18 protein-coding genes and 1 other annotated feature are annotated in these 17524 nt (G+C 31.4%); of the genes, 6 read left to right on the top strand and 12 right to left on the bottom strand.

Translation table 11 applies throughout. The features are described from left to right. Positions 1-11 precede the first annotated feature (11 nt). Both KQH81_RS00515 and KQH81_RS00510 read left to right on the top strand, forming a co-directional pair. Entirely contained in the window at positions 12-2474 is a 2463-nt protein-coding gene (locus KQH81_RS00515) for a hybrid sensor histidine kinase/response regulator (protein WP_027639470.1), read from the top strand. 41 nt (positions 2475-2515) lie between these two features. Further along, positions 2516-2869, top strand: a complete 354-nt coding sequence (locus KQH81_RS00510; RefSeq protein WP_027639471.1) for an Hpt domain-containing protein — start codon at positions 2516-2518, stop codon at positions 2867-2869. Positions 2870-2886: 17 nt separating this feature from the next. Here KQH81_RS00510 and rbr read toward each other — a convergent pair whose 3' ends face one another. From rbr to KQH81_RS00475, 6 genes are all read right to left on the bottom strand, one after another. Beyond that, positions 2887-4944 carry a rubrerythrin gene (rbr, locus tag KQH81_RS00505; protein ID WP_230028651.1) on the bottom strand — a complete coding sequence of 686 codons (2058 nt, stop codon included), beginning with the start codon at positions 4942-4944 and terminating at the stop codon, positions 2887-2889. 206 nt (positions 4945-5150) lie between these two features. Continuing rightward, positions 5151-5369 (bottom strand): hypothetical protein, encoded by a 219-nt coding sequence (locus tag KQH81_RS00500; RefSeq protein WP_027639473.1) that lies wholly within the window; start codon positions 5367-5369, stop codon positions 5151-5153. 30 nt (positions 5370-5399) lie between these two features. Then, complete coding sequence (locus KQH81_RS00495; RefSeq protein ID WP_027639474.1) at positions 5400-6704, bottom strand: FAD-dependent oxidoreductase; 1305 nt, start codon at positions 6702-6704, stop codon at positions 5400-5402. 132 nt (positions 6705-6836) lie between these two features. Continuing rightward, the gene (locus tag KQH81_RS00490) at positions 6837-7046 is read right to left on the bottom strand and encodes a zinc ribbon domain-containing protein (RefSeq protein ID WP_027639475.1); all 210 of its coding nucleotides are present in this window, start codon (positions 7044-7046) and stop codon (positions 6837-6839) included. 182 nt (positions 7047-7228) lie between these two features. Further along, positions 7229-7684, bottom strand: coding sequence for a nucleoside deaminase (locus KQH81_RS00480; protein ID WP_027639476.1), 456 nt, complete (start codon positions 7682-7684; stop codon positions 7229-7231). 68 nt (positions 7685-7752) lie between these two features. Further along, the gene (locus KQH81_RS00475) at positions 7753-8994 is read right to left on the bottom strand and encodes an HlyC/CorC family transporter (RefSeq protein WP_027639477.1); all 1242 of its coding nucleotides are present in this window, start codon (positions 8992-8994) and stop codon (positions 7753-7755) included. Positions 8995-9321: 327 nt separating this feature from the next. On the opposite strand from KQH81_RS00475, the gene KQH81_RS00470 reads away from it, so the two are divergent. After that, positions 9322-9807 carry a hypothetical protein gene (locus KQH81_RS00470; protein WP_155850317.1) on the top strand — a complete coding sequence of 162 codons (486 nt, stop codon included), beginning with the start codon at positions 9322-9324 and terminating at the stop codon, positions 9805-9807. Positions 9808-9861: 54 nt separating this feature from the next. Here the strand turns inward: KQH81_RS00470 and KQH81_RS00465 are convergent, their stop codons facing one another. Both KQH81_RS00465 and KQH81_RS00460 read right to left on the bottom strand, forming a co-directional pair. Next, positions 9862-10161, bottom strand: a complete 300-nt coding sequence (locus KQH81_RS00465) for a hypothetical protein (RefSeq protein WP_027639479.1) — start codon at positions 10159-10161, stop codon at positions 9862-9864. A 138-nt stretch (positions 10162-10299) separates the two neighbouring features. After that, positions 10300-10950: an HAD family hydrolase gene (locus tag KQH81_RS00460; RefSeq protein ID WP_027639480.1), complete on the bottom strand. Its 651-nt coding sequence runs from the start codon at positions 10948-10950 to the stop codon at positions 10300-10302. A gap of 142 nt (positions 10951-11092) precedes the next feature. Beyond that, positions 11093-11390, top strand: a binding site (T-box leader). 134 nt (positions 11391-11524) lie between these two features. Here KQH81_RS00460 and tyrS point away from each other — a divergent pair. Further along, positions 11525-12712: a tyrosine--tRNA ligase gene (gene tyrS / locus KQH81_RS00455; RefSeq protein ID WP_035771051.1), complete on the top strand. Its 1188-nt coding sequence runs from the start codon at positions 11525-11527 to the stop codon at positions 12710-12712. Positions 12713-12954: 242 nt separating this feature from the next. Here the strand turns inward: tyrS and KQH81_RS17555 are convergent, their stop codons facing one another. Genes KQH81_RS17555 through KQH81_RS00445 form a run of 3 tightly spaced genes read right to left on the bottom strand, consistent with a single transcriptional unit; the run spans position 12955 to position 14762 of the window. Next, entirely contained in the window at positions 12955-13326 is a 372-nt protein-coding gene (locus KQH81_RS17555) for a PfkB family carbohydrate kinase (RefSeq protein WP_268254227.1), read from the bottom strand. 17 nt (positions 13327-13343) lie between these two features. Beyond that, complete coding sequence (locus tag KQH81_RS17550) at positions 13344-13886, bottom strand: 1-phosphofructokinase family hexose kinase (RefSeq protein ID WP_268254216.1); 543 nt, start codon at positions 13884-13886, stop codon at positions 13344-13346. Positions 13887-13904: 18 nt separating this feature from the next. Then, positions 13905-14762, bottom strand: coding sequence for a tagatose bisphosphate family class II aldolase (locus tag KQH81_RS00445; protein ID WP_022788141.1), 858 nt, complete (start codon positions 14760-14762; stop codon positions 13905-13907). A gap of 258 nt (positions 14763-15020) precedes the next feature. Here KQH81_RS00445 and KQH81_RS00440 point away from each other — a divergent pair, with 258 nt between their 5' ends. Next, positions 15021-15734, top strand: coding sequence for a GntR family transcriptional regulator (locus KQH81_RS00440; RefSeq protein WP_027639482.1), 714 nt, complete (start codon positions 15021-15023; stop codon positions 15732-15734). A gap of 48 nt (positions 15735-15782) precedes the next feature. On the opposite strand, the gene KQH81_RS17700 is transcribed toward KQH81_RS00440, so the two are convergent. Then, entirely contained in the window at positions 15783-16091 is a 309-nt protein-coding gene (locus tag KQH81_RS17700) for a CPC_1213 family protein (protein ID WP_035771055.1), read from the bottom strand. A 257-nt stretch (positions 16092-16348) separates the two neighbouring features. Between KQH81_RS17700 and KQH81_RS00430 the strand changes: the two genes are divergently transcribed. Next, positions 16349-17467 carry an ABC transporter substrate-binding protein gene (locus KQH81_RS00430; RefSeq protein ID WP_051196319.1) on the top strand — a complete coding sequence of 373 codons (1119 nt, stop codon included), beginning with the start codon at positions 16349-16351 and terminating at the stop codon, positions 17465-17467. The last annotated feature ends 57 nt before the right edge of the window (positions 17468-17524 follow it).

The raw sequence follows: 17524 nt of genomic DNA, 5'->3' as shown, positions 1-17524 counted from the left end.
GGAATACTACCATGAATTGTTCAAATTTTCTTAAAGAAAAATACTTGAGTATGCCTTTTCCAGGCTGTATGATAGCCTTATCTGCAGCCCCAGAATACAAAATTTTATTTGCAAATAATGACTTAGTTAAACTTCTAGGATATAAAACAGAGAAGGAATTCAAGGAATCTAATAATTGCTGTGCTTTATCTTATATACATCAAGATACTTTAATTTCATGGCTCAAAATGACCCAATCCCATTTCAAATTGAATGATGAATTTTCTATATCATATCAAATACAGAAAAAAGATAAAAGCTATATATGGGTTCTTGAAAAAAGCAAAATTATTGAGGAAAATGGTGATATTATTTTCCTAAGTTTTTTGATAGATATAACTATTCATAAAAAAGAGTTTTATGATGATTCTCATACTATAAAAGATATGGGCTATGCTATAGACGTAACATATATGAAGTACCTAGAGTCCTGTTATAATAAAGAAATTACTTATAGACAGGCACTTAAATCACCAAACTTAATTGTATCCGTCATGGCTAATTTATCTAAAAATGATATTGAAGAATTTTGTATACAAAATTCTGAAGCTCAATGTAATTATACGAATTGTACATTTACCGAAAGCTTAAAACATATTGCATTTAGCATTCCTGATAAAGAACATAGATCCGAATTTCTTAATTTATTTAATATAGAAAATCTAGTTAAGTGTTATGACTTAGATGAAAAAACTATATTTTTTGAATATAAAAGAATATTCAGCCATAACAAGCATTTGTGGGTTTCAACTACAGCAAAGCTTTTGAAAAATCCTGTAACTGCTGATATAATATGTTTCTTTTACACATACAACATAAATGAAGAAAAAATATTAAAGCAGGTCGTTCAAAATGTAGTATCTTTAGACTATGATTTTTTAATGTGTCTAAATGGTAATAATGATAGCTATCTCCTATTTCCTAACAGCAATGGGTCATCAATGCCATCAAAAACTTGTAACACTTATGAAAAAGATATGGAATCCTTCATAAATACATTTTGTATTAATGGAGAAAAAGAAGAAACTATCTCTAATCTTAAGTTAGATAACATATTTAAAAATTTAGAAGTATCTGATACATACATTGTTTACTTTTCTATGAAAGAATCAAATGGAAGTATTAAACAAAAAAAAATTCGTTGTTCTTATATAAATAAAAAAAGAAAGGTTGTACTTTTAACTCGTACGGATATTACGGACATTATACAAAAGGAAAAAAATCAAAATGAAATCTTAAAAAGTGCACTACGCTCAGCTAATCAAGCAAGCTTAGCAAAGAGTGAGTTTTTATCACGCATGAGTCATGAAATGCGAACCCCTATGAACGCTATAATAGGTCTTTCTAACTTAGCTATTCAATCTATAGACAATCCTACTGAAGTATTAGATCTATTATCTAAGTTAAAAATTTCAGCAAATTTTCTATTAGACTTAATTAATGACATTCTCGATATGAGAAAAATTGAAAGCGGAAAAACAATTTTAAGTCGTCAAGTCATTGATTTGCCTAAATTTATACATGATATTAATATAATTTGCGACGCTCAAGCTAAAGAAAATGGAATTAAATATAGCTCTACATTCCCTTACTTAGGCAACCGTTATTATATAGGTGATGAGATAAAACTTAAACAAATTTTTATAAACCTAATATCAAATGCAATAAAATTCACTCCTGAAGGAGGAGAGGTTAATTTTAATATATCAATAAAACATATCTCTCAAGATAAGATAACTTTTGTTTTTGTAGTAAAGGATAATGGAATAGGTATAAGTAAAGAGTTTATTCCTTATTTATTTGAACCCTTTTCTCAAGAAAATAATGCCTTCACCTCTAAATATGAGGGCACTGGTTTAGGTCTTGCTATATGTAAAAAATTAATTAATCTAATGGAAGGTAAAATAAATGTAAATTCTATAAAAGGTCATGGAACTGAATTTATTGTTGAAATAAATATGAAACCCTCATTAGAATCAATTTATAATATTGGTAATTCCCCTAAAAATTATACATCTTATAATTTGCTAAAGAATGGCCTAGAATTTAAATTTCAAGGCAAAAAAATATTGCTAGTTGAGGACCATCCGCTAAACATAGAAATAGCTAAGAAAATTTTAGAAAGTAGGAATATGATTATAGAGGTGGCAACTGATGGATTAAGCGCTACAGAAATTTTTACATCCAAGGGTGATAACTATTTTGATGCCATTTTAATGGATATACGCATGCCTATAATGGATGGATTTCAGTCTACTAAGATTATTAGAGGAATGGGCAATGAATATGCAAAAAATATACCTATAATAGCAATGACAGCAAACGATTTTAATGATGATATAGATAATGCAAAATGTGCAGGAATGAATGCTCATTTAACAAAACCCATAGAATCAGATATATTATTTCATACTCTAAATATTCTTATAGTCTAAAATGATGTTCTATATAGTTTAACACGAAAGGATTTATTATTATGACAAATACTATTAAATATAATCTTTTAAATTGGGGCTGTGACGTAGAAACCGCCTTAAATAGATTTTTAAATGATGAAACTCTTTATTTAGAATGTTTGAAAATGCTTATAGATGATGAAACATTTAAAAAACTTGGTGAATCTATAAGAAACAATGATATCTCACTAGCTTTTGACTGCTCTCACACTCTTAAGGGAGTCATATCAAATTTAGAGATAACTCCTATGCTTAAAATAGTTATAGAAATATTAGAGCCTCTTAGACGTGGAGAATCCCAAGGTCTATCTAATAAATATGATCTTCTTATTGATTCACGTGATATATTAAAAAGAATCGTCTATTCGAAATAATAGACGATTCTTTTATATTAATAATTTTCTTTTCTTACTTCAAAAAAACTTTGAGGATGAAAACATACTGGACATACTTCTGGTGCTTTTTTACCCATTACTAAATGTCCGCAATTACGGCACTCCCACATAGTCTCTTCTGACTTTTCAAATACTTTTTGCATCTCTACATTATTAAGTAATGCACGATATCTTTCTTCATGAGACTTTTCTATTTTTGCTACTGCACGAAATTGTGCTGCAAGTTCTGAGAAGCCTTCTTCATCAGCATCCTTTGCAAAACGATCATACATATCAGTCCACTCATAATTTTCGCCTTCAGCAGCATGTAAAAGATTTTCAGCTGTATTTCCTAATTCTCCAAGAGCCTTAAACCATAACTTGGCATGTTCCTTTTCATTCTCTGCTGTCTTAAGGAATATTTCTGCTAATTGCTCATACCCTTCTTTCTTTGCAACAGAAGCAAAGTAAGTATACTTATTTCTTGCTTGAGACTCCCCAGCAAAAGCTTCCATTAAGTTCTTTTCAGATTTAGTTCCTTTGATTCCTTTTTTCTCTGCGTTTTCTACTTTTTCTTCAATCTTTTCAAAAGCAGAAGCAGGTTGTTTACATATTGGACATATAAAATCTTCTGGAAGCTCTCCTTCATGAATATATCCACATATTTTGCAGCGATATTTTACAGTTGTTGTACTCATATTTTTCCCTCCTAAATCACTACTTCTATCCAAGTAGCTTGTATGTAATATTTTCTCTGCAAGTTCACTTAATGGCTCACAGTAGAATTCCTTGTATAAAGCCTTAATTTCTTCATTTTCATGACTTGATCGTAGTTCCATTTCACTATCACGCTTGTATAATCCTTCTATGCGTTTTGCACGAAGCTCATCACCTTTAAATTGAGCACCCTTAGGTTGTCCACCTCCACCAATGCATCCTCCTGGACATGTCATTACTTCTATAAAATGATACTGCTTACTAGAGTCTTTTATGTGACCTATCATTTTTGATGCATTATTTGTTCCATAAACTACCGCTATATTAATCTCTGTATCCCCTATATTAAGAGTTGCTTCCTTAATTCCATCAAGGCCTCTTATAGCTTCTAATCTATAGAAATCTGCTGGAGCTTTTTCTTTTGTTATAAACTCATAAGCAGTTCTTAATGCAGCTTCCATTACACCACCTGTATTACCAAATATAACTCCTGCACCAGATGCCTCTCCCATAAGTTTATCATAATTTGAATCTTCTAATGATGAAAAGTCTATATTTTTTTCCTTAGCCCATAACGCTAGTTCTCTTGTAGTTATAACATGATCCATATCTCTCATATCTTCTATATTTAGATATTTTCCTGCAGCATTCATTTCATTTCTACGTATTTCAAATTTCTTTGCAGTACATGGAGTCACAGCTACATTCACAATTTTTCTTGGATCTATTCCCATTTTCGTTGCAAAATAAGTTTTTACAGTAGGTCCTTGCATTCCTATAGGGCTCTTTGCCGTTGATATATTTGGAATTATGTCTGGATAATAAGTCTCTGCATATTTAACCCAAGATGGACAGCAACTTGTAAACTGAGGCAAAGGTTTATCTCCTTTTGTTATACGTTCAATTAACTCGCTAGCTTCCTCTACAATTGTAAGATCAGCTGCAAAGTTTGTATCTAGTACATAGTTTCCTCCAAGCTTTCTAAGCATGGAAACCATCTTTCCTTGAACAAAACTTCCATCTTCAAGTCCAAACTCTTCTCCTAATGCTACTCTAACAGAAGGCGAGGTATTGAAAATTACAATTTTATCTTTATCCATTATAGCTTTTTCTACATCATGATACTCGTATTTTTCCGTTATGCTTGCCACAGGACATACGTTGGCACATTGGCCACAATTTATACATATAGCTTTATCATTTGTATCTTCTAAAGAATAACTATCATGTACCCCTATATACTCTGTACATATATTTTTGCACATACCACATTTTATACACTTCTCCTCAAATCTTTGAATCGAAGGGTTGTCCAATTCTATTGGAACTCTAATGTCTTTTGATAGATGTTTGCTCATGTAATCCTCCACATTAAAAATTATTTTACAAAAAAATTCCGCTACTCACGATAAAAAATATATAAATTTTACCATAGTTAAATATTCCTAAAATAATTATATCTTTTCCATTCGAATTGTCAAGTAATATTAATTATCCTTTAATTCTTTTTATTACTAATCATCAAAATAGAGCCTTAGATTTTGCTAAAGCTCTATTTTCTAATTTATTTATTTTGATATTCTAATAATAATTCTCTAAATCTTGCTGCATGAAGACACTCATCTTCTGCAAATTTAGCAAAAGCTTCTTTTACATTTTTATTATCTTTTACTTCCTTTGAATGAACTTCAAAGTCTCTAGCTAACTCCATTGAATTTTGCCATGCTCTTAAAAGTTTGTCATAAGTAGTTATTTTTACATCATTGTTAGTATTTCTATCCATGATATCCCTCCGTATAACAATATATTAAAATTACTTATCTAAATTAATATTCCCTGTTGCTGGATTATCTATGAGTTTGCCTTCTTCAGTAAATCTTGAGCCATGACATGGACAATCCCAAGTATGTTCTGCATTATTCCATTTTAAAGCACATCCTAAATGTGGGCACCTTTTAGCTGAAAAATTAAGAAGATTTATTGTTGCTTCAAAACCATTTACTAAAAGTTGACCTTTCAATATACTTCTGCTAGGAGAAAATATTTCCGCATATTCATTAGCCTTTCCTCTAACCATATCCGTTAACATTATTGCTGATACCATAGCTGAAGTCATACCCCATTTATTAAATCCTGTAGCAGCATATAAATTAGGTGTCGTTGCTGAGTATTGCCCTATGTATGGCATACCATCGAGAGTCATGCAGTCTTGAGTAGCCCAAGCATATATTTCTTTTGCATCAGTATAATTTAGTCTTGAAAATTCACGCAGCTCATTCCAGTTAGCGCCTTCTGTGCCCGTTCTGTGAGAACCGCCTCCAATAAGAAGTAAATTTTTATAATTTCTAAAAGATAACCCTTTCTCATTTTCATCTAAATACATGCCATCTATATCGGGAGCTCCTTCAATTGCAATTACATAAGAACGATGTTGATACATTTTTAAAAAGTAACTTCCATGTATATTTATGAATGGAAAATGAGTAGTGACGATTATGTTCTTTGCTGTGATTTTTCCTCCATCATATATTGCAGTATTTCCTTCTATATTTTTTACAAATGTGTTTTCGTAAATGTTAAGTCCCTTTGAAATATGTTGAATAAATTTAAGAGGATTAAACTGTGCTTGATTACTAAACTTTATTGCTCCTTCAATTTCAAGCGGTAGTGGAATCTGATTCTTAAACTCGGCATTAAATCCAAGTTTATTTAAAGCATCAATTTCTTTTTCTATCTTTTCTTTATTATCACATGAGTAAACATAGGCATCCTTTTCTTCAAAATCACAATCTATATTCCTACATAGATCCATATACTTTTTTACAGCAGTTTCATTTGCTTTTAGATACATCTTTGCCTTCTCTACACCTATATCATTTAGGAGTTTATCATAAATGAGTCCATGTTGGGATGTTATCTTTGCGGTAGTATTCTTTGTAATACCACTGCATATAGTCTTTCCTTCTACTAAAGCATAATCTATTCCTGACTCTTTTAAAAAATAAGCACACAGTATCCCTGCAATTCCTCCGCCGATTATGAGTACATCCGTATTCAAATCTGATTCTAATTTCTTAAATGATGGCATATCAGAAGTGCTGCTCCATATTGACTGTATTTGCATAATAAAACCTCCTCTAAGTTTATGGTTCTATTTAGATTATTATTTACTATCCCCTATTTCTTCATACATTATTACAAAAAAATAAGAGCATAATAAAAAATTATGCTCCATTGTATATTAATGTTTTTAACCCATAAGGAAATCAAGAATGTCCCATCCATCAGATCCCTGAACCTTGTATAATTCGGTATATCCACATTGCTTACAAGAGATAGTTGTAAACTTTTTATTCTGCACATCAAAAATTTTTGCAAAATTACCTCCTGTAGCTTGAAATTGGTCATGTTCATAATGATCGTATCCACATTTTGGACAAATATATTGCTGTTTTTCCACCTTAATTTTCCTCCTTATTTATATCCCTTATTTTACTTAATATTATATCAAATATTGAACTTCTAATATATATTCGCCTTAGCTATCAAATATAAATATTTCTTCTATAGGTGCATGAACAGCTCTCGAAATATCTATAACAAGTTTTAAGGAAGAATTATATTGTCCAGCCTCAAGCCGCATTACAGCTTTCTTCTGCTCTCTTCTCTTCTTGCTTTAAAAAATTCAGTTAAAATCTCACTACACTCATCGCTGTAAATCCAATTTACCTTTATAGATGAGTTGAGATAAGGATTTTCTATCACATTTATGACTGATCCACAGGCTCCTGCAGTAGGATCAAAAGTTCCTATATTTATTTCTGATATTCTTGACTGGAGTATCGCCCCTGCACACATAGGACATGGTTCTAAGGTCACATACATAATACATCCATTTAATCTCCAATCACCTATAACCTTCGTAGCTTCTTCAATAACCAAAATCTCTGCATGACACAGAGCTGATTTCCTTTCTTCTTTTAAATTGTGGGCTCTGGCAATTATCTCTCCATCCTTTACAATTACTGCACCAACCGGTACCTCCCCCTTTTCCTTTGCTTTCCTTGCTTCCTTTAAAGCCTCTTCCATATAATTCAAGCTATTACCTCATTTCCAACACTGATAATATCATAAAGGGCAGTACCATTTTGATACTACCCTTATTGTTACGTAAATATTCTTATCTTCATTATTCTATTTTTATCAACCTGTTCTATGACGAATTTTATATTTTGATATTGGATCTCTTCGCCAACTTCAGGGAATCTGCCTATCTCTCCTATGATAAATCCTCCTATAGAATCAAACTCTTCAGATTCCATAGAGGTTCCTATTAGATCATTAAGGTCATCTATTCTAATACTTCCTACAACAACATACTCGTCTTCCTTGATGACTTCAATTTCCTTTTCCTCTTCGTCATCGTATTCATCTTCGATTTCCCCAACTATCTCTTCAACTAAGTCTTCCATAGTAACTATACCTACAGTTCCGCCATATTCATCAAGCACTATAGCCATGTATGCTCTTTCCTTTTGCATCTCTCTGAATAAATCCATAATTTTCTTAAATTCATAAGTATAGTAAGGCTCTCTCATAAGACTCTCTACTGAAAAACCATCTTTATTATCTAATAATACCAAATCCTTTAGATTTAGTATTCCTATTATCTCATCTATAGTTTCTTTATATATAGGAATTCTGGAAAATTGATCACGCTTTATAGTTTCCATAACCTCGTCATAAGTCGAATTCACATCTAAAGCTGTTATGTCAACTCTTTGAACCATAACATCCTTAACTTGAAGGTCTCCAAACTCAAAAACATTAAATATCATTTCTTTTTCTTGTCCCTCAAGTACTCCTTCTTCTTCACTTACATCAACCATAGTTTTTAACTCCTCTTGAGTTATATAAGGCTGAGTACCATGAGTTTTTCCTCCAAATAATTTTATAAATGGAGATGAAATGAAGTTACATACAACAACTATAGGTTTAAATAATATAACTACAAAGGATATAGTCTTTGCAATCTTCAATGATATCTTTTCTGAATTTTGAACTGCCAAGGTCTTTGGAGTTATTTCTCCAAATATCAATACCAAAATTGTCATAATACCTGTTGCTAAAGCTACCCCTTCATTTCCCCATATATCAATGGCAATTGAAGTTGCAAGAGCTGAGGCTCCGATATTTACCAAATTATTTCCTACAAGGATACTGCTTAAAAGCTTGTTAGGATTTTCTAAAAGCTTTTCAATCGTCGAGGCTCCTTTTATCCCCTCTTCTACCATATGCTTTATTCTAATCTTGCTTAGCGACATAAGTGCCGTTTCTGAAGCAGAGAAAAAACATGATAGCATAATTAATACAATCAACATCAAAATCTGAACTGTCGAGGGTCCCAAAACATACCACACTCCTAATATTCTAATATATTACCCTATTATTTTAGTACAATAATTTTAATTATAGCATATTTTTCTAATTTTATACTAAAAAAAGCATATTAATCTAAAAATACACTATAGGCTTATTATAGCATATTATATAGCTTTTATTAATATAATAATATGTATACACATATGGTTATTATGATTATAAAAGGGGTGATATTTATAGAAGATGATAAAGTAAAATCAGAAAAAAATTTCCACATCAACCCGAAATTATTATTTTTTTTAATTGTTACGTGTGTTTTAATCGCAACATTTTTTATTAGCTTTTATGGTTATTTGAGCTACATAGAATATGAAAAAGAAGAAGCTAAGGCTAAAGATAATGGTATACGAATATCAGATACGACTTCATCAATTAATAATCATGTATCTTCCGTAAAAAGAGAAACTATATCATTAATAACTAATATTCACAATGCATTAAATGACTCTATATGTTATGATAATACCCCAGATGAAAACTTTTATAACTCCTGTAAATCTTACGCGGAAGAACTCAAAAAAGCATCAGATAAAGAGGATTGGGATTGCCTGAAATTCGACCTTGAAAGGGCAGCTTTAAACTTAGAAGATGCTTCAAATACAGAAAATCTTCAATGCTTAGTCATAACTCACAGAATACTTCATGATTTAGATGCTAATGTATTTAATAAAAATAATGATAGTTCAAATAGAGCTACTTATGATGTAAGCATAACTTACCTAGCAATATGCGGTAAAGTCTATGAACCACCTGAGGAAATGCCTCCTCCCGGAGCTTAAAAAAAGATGGTTTCAGCTTTTAATGTTGAAATCATCTTTTTTTGTTAATTCAGTCTAAATAAAATCAAAAGTAAATTTTCCTACAAAAAGTACTACACATACCACAAATAAGATTTTAAAGTTCTTATCCTTTAGTAAGTCTTTTAAGGAAATTCTATCTTTTCTTTCTGCCCAAAATCCAGCTATAACAATGAGTATTCCAAGAATAGTTTCAATTTGTAATATCCATTTGTTATTTTGAAGTATATTATAGCCGCAGACTATTATTGAAATATGATTTATCCATCCGACCATCATGATTATAATCACTCCAAATTCCAATAGATACCACTTTTTCATAATCTCCTTATTCATTTAAAATACCTCTCAATATTTTTATCAATACATTAATTATACACTAATGTATTTTTTACCCAATAAATTAAGTTTATCTTCTTAATATTTACACAAAAAAAGCTTTAACTTGAAACAATCAAGTTAAAGCTCTACTATCTATACTAGCTCTTCATATCCCATTATATATTTATCACATTTCTCTTTAAGCATGTCCATATGTTTCGCTGACGATATATCATGAACTCCAACTACAGTAAATCCAGCTTTTTTTGCTGTGTTTATACAGTGAATTGCATCTTCAAAAATCACTGTGTTTTCTACAGTTGAGCCTAATCCTTCCACACTCTTTAAGTATATTGTAGGCTGTTCTTTTCCAACACCAACTTCATCACAGGTTATTACAAACTCTAAGAACTCTAAAGCTCCAACTCTTTTTAAAACTGCTTCTGCTAGTGTCTTGTCAGTAGCTGTAGCCACACACATCTTGATTCCTTTTTCATGAAGTGATTTAAAGTAATCATAAACAAAAGGTTTTAATTGTAAATGATGCTTATACTGATTTTCTATAGAAGCATACACCTGCTTTACTATTTCTTCTACAGTAAGATCTATATCAAAGTTATCAACAAAATACTTTGCTGACTCATACATTCCCATAGGCATTATAATATCATCTATATCACTTGGAGGATTTACCCCATAACTCTTTAAAAAATCGGAACCCAAACTCGCCCACATTCCCATAGAGTCAAGTATTGTACCATCCATATCAAATATAACTGCTTCAAAATCTTTAATATCTTTCATATTTATCCTCTCCCTTCACATTAATAGTATAAGTGATACTTGTCCTCATGGCTACAATTAAAGATTTCTAAAATGAATTTAATTTTTCTATATATATTGACTTGTCTGTTTATCAGTGCTATAATTTCTTAAAAATGAATAAGTTAAAGCTTTGAAGAGAACTAGTACTTTATATCATTTCTTTTACAGAGAGTTCCCGGTTGGTGAAAGGGGCAAAGAAACTTAAAGGAATACATCTCTGAGCAGCACACCAAAATCCATTGTGAGAGTAGGCTGTTGTCGGTATTCTTCCACCGTTAAAAGGATAGAGCATCATGTTTTGTAGTATAGTAGTATGGTTAGTAATTATGACATCGTGCTTGATAAGATCGATATAGCAATATATTGGTAAATTTAAGGTGGTACCGCGTGAGTAGAATTTTATAGCTCTCGTCCTTTTTATAAGGATGAGGGCTTTTTTGTTTGCTCGAATTTAAAGTGGACTATTATAAATAACTTATAATCAAAATGTTTGATAGAAAGGATGTGAACATTTAGTTTAGGCTCTTATAATTTAGCTAAACTAAATATAATTATGATAAATGTAAATGTAGATGAACAAATAAAAATAATAAGCAAAGGTGCAGATGAAGTCATAGCCCTTGATGAGTTAAAAGAAAAACTTAAGGAAGGTAAACCTTTGACTGTGAAGCTAGGTCTTGACCCTAGTGCTCCTGATATTCATATAGGTCACGCTGTAGTTTTGAGAAAGATAAAACAGCTTCAAGACCTTGGTCACAAGGCTGTAATAATAATTGGTGACTTCACTGGAATGATAGGAGACCCTTCAGGAAAATCAAAGACAAGAAAACCTCTTACAAAAGATCAGGTTTTAGAAAATGCAAAAACTTACGAAAAACAAATATTTAAGATACTTGATAGGGAAAAAACAGACCTTCGTTTCAACAGTGAATGGCTTGATAAGCTTAATTTTAGAGATGTCATAGAGCTTTCTTCAAAGTACACTGTTGCTAGAATGCTTGAGAGAGATGACTTTGAAAATAGAATGAATAAGCACCTTCCAATAGGTATTCATGAATTCTTCTACCCACTAATGCAAGGCTTTGACTCTGTTGCTATAAAAGCTGATATAGAGCTTGGTGGAACAGACCAGAAATTTAATGTGCTTATGGGAAGAACCATTCAAAAGGAATACAATCTTCGTCAGCAAAATGCACTATTTATGCCTATATTGGAAGGTATAGATGGAGTAGAAAAGATGAGCAAGAGCCTCGGAAATTACATTGGAATTTCGGAAGATGCTAATGTCATGTACGAAAAAGTAATGAAGGTTCCAGATAGCCTTATAATAAAATACTTTAATCTTGCTACAGACCTTCATCCTGATGTTGTAGACGAAATAGAAAAATCTCTTAAAAATGGATCAGTTAATCCTCGTGATATCAAAATGAGGCTTGCAAGAGAAATAGTAGCCTTATACCATGATGAATCTGAGGTCCAAAGTGCTGAAGAAGCTTTCAAAAATATATTCCAAAAGAATTTAATCCCTGAGGATTTAAAAGAAGTTTCTATATCTGAAAATTCTAGTTTAATATCAGCTATGGTCTCCTCAAATTTTGCTCCATCAAACAGTGAGGCTAAAAGATTAGTAAAACAAGGCGGAGTAAAAGTTAACGGAGTAAAAGTCTCAGATATAAACTTTGAACTTTCATCAGATGATGTAGTCCAAATAGGAAAAGCTAAATTCTTTAAAGCTGTTTAAAAAGATGCGAATAAATTTTTTAACTAAAATGATTTTATAAATACTTTTGCATAAAATTAAATTTATTTCATAAACTCTTAATGTGCCTTCACTCCAAAAAATAAAAGGCAGCAATGACTTAAGGACTCTTAAATTTTCCTAAACCATTGCTGTCTTACCAGCTTTTTATTTTTAATTATTTTAAGAACTTTTCACTTCTCAATTTTCTACGAAACTCTTAACTACTATATATTAACTTTTAACTAATCTACTACTTCTGTAACCTCTATGTCCTTTAGTAAGCTTTCTACAACTTTTCTCTGCACACTGCCAGTTTCTTTTTCCATGGCATTTGCTGTTCCGCAAGCAGAGGCATATCTTAAAACTTCTTCTATAGAGTATCCTCTTTCTATTGCAACAGCTATTCCTGCAACAAATGAATCTCCCGAACCTACAGGATTTACTGCATTTACCTTAGGAGGTGTTACTTTATATATCCTTCCTTTGCATCCTGCCATAGCTCCTTCAGAACCTAAGGATACTGCTACAAGTTTGATTCCTTTAACTTGAAGTTCTTTTATTTCACTTATGACATCTTTATCGCTTTGAACTTTTCTTCCAGTAAGAGCCTCGATCTCATCCTTATTAGGCTTTATAAAAAAGGTTTTGCTTCAATTCCAAGCCTTAGAGATTCACCACTTGTATCTAATAAGAATTTCTTACCATATGAATGTGCAATTTCAATTAATGTCTTATAAAAGTCCTTTGAAATGTTTCTTGGCATACTGCCTGATGCTACTACCATATCACAAGACTTTAAAAGCTCCTTATATTTTTCAATTAATCTATATTTTTCTTCCTCAGTGACTTCTGGACCAGGCTCTAATATCTCTGTTTGCACTAAATCATCAGTTATTATAGCTAGACATTCTCTGGTTTCTCCTTGAATTTTAACGAAGTCCTGAGTTATATTATATTCTTTTAATTTTTCTTCTATAAACTCTCCAGTTTTTCCACCTAGAAAGCCTGTTACTAAGCATTGTTCATTTAATTTTGTAGCCACATTAGCAACGTGTATGCCTTTTCCTCCTGGTGTGTTTTCTACATGAGTTGCTCTCATAACATCACCTTTTTCAAGATCTGTCATCTCATATCTCTTATCCACAGATGCATTAAGATTTACTACCAATATCATATCAGATCACCATTTTCCTTAATATCTATTAGCACTTCCACATACATTTATCTTATGCTGAACTATCTTCTTCATAGCTTCTTTTCCTGGTGTCATGTATTTTCTTGGGTCATTTGCCTCTGGGTGCTCATTGAAATATTTTTTTACAGCATCAGAAAATGGTATTTTAAGGTCTGTTGCTATATTTACCTTACATATTCCTAAAGAGATAGCCTTTTGTACGAGTTCATCTGGCACATCAGAAGCTCCATGCAAAACTAATGGTACATCTACCATATCTCTTATTTTTTGTAATCTTTCGAAATCAAGTTTTGGTTCCCCTTTATATAATCCATGTGCAGTTCCTATTGCTACTGCAAGAGAATCAACTCCTGTAGCTTTAACAAATTCTACTGCATCTTTAGGGTTTGTATACATAGTATCTTTTTCATCAACCACTAAGTCATCCTCTTGGCCTCCCAGCTTTCCAAGCTCAGCTTCTACAGTACAATCAAATCTATGCGCATAATCTACAACCTCTTTAACTGTAGTTATATTATTTTCGAAAGCCTCCTTTGAAGCATCAATCATACATGATCTAAATCCAACATCTATATCATGTTTTATTTCCTCCACATCTTCAAAGTGGTCTAGATGGATAGCAATTGGTATATTGTACTTTTCAGCAGCAACTTCCGCCATGGCTTTTATATACTCTGCTCCTGCGTAAGTTATTGTTGAAGGTGTTCCTGCAATTATAACAGGTGAACCCATCTCAGCGGCTGTTTCTACTACAACTTGCAATGTTTCCATGTTGTGTATATTAAAAGCTGGCACTGCATAACCTTCTTGCTTAGCCTTTAAAAGCATAGCTCTTGTTGAAAGAATTTTATCCATAACCCCATCTCCCTATTTTTATTAATTTATTTTTTATTAAAACTATATGCAAAATTTTTTAACGAAAATCCTTAAGCAACTATATTATATTTTTTTAATCCCATTACTTTCAATATTTTCTGAAATTAACGCCCAATCCTTGATGTTATTACATTTTAAAAACCATACCAATTATGCAACTGGTATGGTTTTTTATAGTAATGAATATTATTTTATGTTATATTATGTATATAGAAATACTTACATGGAGGTCTTTAAATGGGTGATAATTCTTTGTACATGAATATATATTCAAGCCTATTATCCGATATAAAAAAAGGCAAATACTCTGAGAATTCTTCTCTTCCTTCTGAAAGGGAACTTTGCTTACTTTACCATGTAAGCCGTTCCACTATAAGACAGGCCCTCATAATGCTCCAGAATAGCGGATATATATACAAAGTTCAAGGCAGAGGAACCTTTGTGAAACCTCAAGTCTTCGAACAGCCACTATATAAGTTCTATTCTTTCACAGAAGAGCTAAAAAGAAGTAATATTTATATAGATAACAGTGTTGTAAGCTATGAAGTGATAGCCTTAGATGAGTATTTAGCTTCAACTTTGAATAGAGAAAAAGGAGAGCTTTTTCACAAAATTACAAGACTGAGAAGTGCAAAAGATTCATCGCTTATGATTGAGATAACATATCTTCCGAAAAGCAGATTTTATAGGATAAGTACAGATATATTAGAAAAAGATTCACTATATAATTACCTTGCTACTACCTATTCATTAAAAATGGACAAAGCCATGGAGACTTTTAGACCAGTTATCCCAACTAGCTGCCAATGCCACCTTTTAGGAATTACACCTAAAATTCCTTGTACGCTTCTAGAGAGATTCTCTTATGAAGAAGGTATACTAGTAGAGTATACGTATTCTATAGTTCGTGGCGATAAATATGTATTTAGAGTGGATTTAACAAATGACTAAAAAGAACGAATATATTTGTATTCGTTCTTTTTTATTGATTTTTATTTTTTAATATTTGCTATTTTGCTTAAATAAATGTGGCGTAAACTCATCATCATGAGCCTTTGGTTCTCCAAATGTCGCCTTTGCACTCTCTACTCGAGGATTATGATTTATGTGTTTTTTCTTATTATTTTTCTTTCCCATAAATAACACCTCTCTTTCAATAATATCTTTAGCTTTTTCGGGATTTTTATAATAATTAACTAAAGGAGATTTTTCTATATTTATCTTAGACAATTTATTTAAATAATTTATTTTTCTAGATAAATTTGCTTTTCTATCATTTATTTCACTAATATACTTCAAATTATTCATACAAATATTAAATATATATTGACAGCCATCCCCTTTGTAATAATAAATATCAAAAATAAGTAAATTTTTAGTTAATTTCAAATGTTTTTCGTGTAATCTTATTTTTTTATTTTTATTTATTTGATATTTATTCCATCTATTTAAAAATCAAATGGCCTTACAATTTCAAATCTAATTTTACAATTAGACATATATCCTATAAATAATATAATAAAGCTTGATTATTAAATGATTTATTAATTTTTGGGGGGACGAAAATGAAAAAGAAAATTTTAGCGTTATTAACATCTGTCATAATGCTCGGATTAGCTGGATGTGGAAATAACGCTTCCGCAAGTAGCAAAGACAAAGAAAAAGAAATTCCGGAGCTTACTATGAGTTGGGGAAATGAATTACATACAGGTGTAATGAATGTAGTAGTAAAAAATCCAGATGCTTTCAAAAAATCAGGAGTATATCTTAATGCTCTTTCTAAGGACAAGTTTGAATTAATTGAAAACGATAAAAAGATAGCAACTTTAAACTTTGTAATAAGCAAAGGAGGATCTGAAACCGCTAATTTAATGAGCCAAGGTCACGTTGACTATGGCTTTGGATCTAACACAGCTTTCTTAACCGCTGTAGATAATGGAGCTAAACTAAAAATTGCAGCACCATTCCAAAGCGATGGTATAGCATTAGTATTTCCTCCTGAAAGTAACCTAAAAACTTGGGATGCTGTAAAAAAACATATCCTAGATTCAAAGACTCCTGTTAAGATAGGATATCACTCACCAGTAAGCGGGCCAAGAATAGTTATTGAATCAGTATTAAAAGCTCAAGGCTTAAAAGTTACTGAAGATCCAGCTGATAATTCAGCAAATGTATTGCTAGTAGATTTAAAAGGATCAAATAACCTTCTTCCTTCTCTAACAAGCAAACAAGTAGATGCTTGGGTTGGACCATCTCATCATCCAGAAGCAGCTGAGGAAAAAGGGGTTGGCGAAATCGCTTTAACTTTAAAGGATTTTCCTGAAGATGGACAATGGACAGACTTCCCATGCTGTGTATTTGCAGCTACAGATAAAGCTATAAATGATTATCCAGAAGTTACAAAAGCTCTTACAAAACTAGTGAGTGATAATGCAAAATACTGCTCAGAAAATAAAGATGAGGTTGCAAAAATAATGTCTGAAGTAATAGGAGTATCTGCTGATACAATAAAAAAATGCCAAATAAACTTCTTTACTACTCCATCTGATAAATGGCTAAATGGAATAGGAATATATGTTGAAAAACTAAATGAAATGAACAAATTTAATGGCGAATTAAAGGGCTTAAGCTTTGACAAAGTTAAAGAAAAAGCATTTGACTTCAGATATCTAGATAATAAGTAATTTTAAAAGCTTCCTAAATACCATTAGGGAGCTTTTTTCGAAAGTGAGGCTAAATTA

Source organism: Clostridium cadaveris, from assembly GCF_020911725.1.
Classification (GTDB): domain Bacteria; phylum Bacillota; class Clostridia; order Clostridiales; family Clostridiaceae; genus Clostridium_X; species Clostridium_X cadaveris.
The sequence above is the reverse complement of the archived record's forward strand: the minus strand, read 5'-3'. Positions and strand labels throughout refer to the sequence as shown.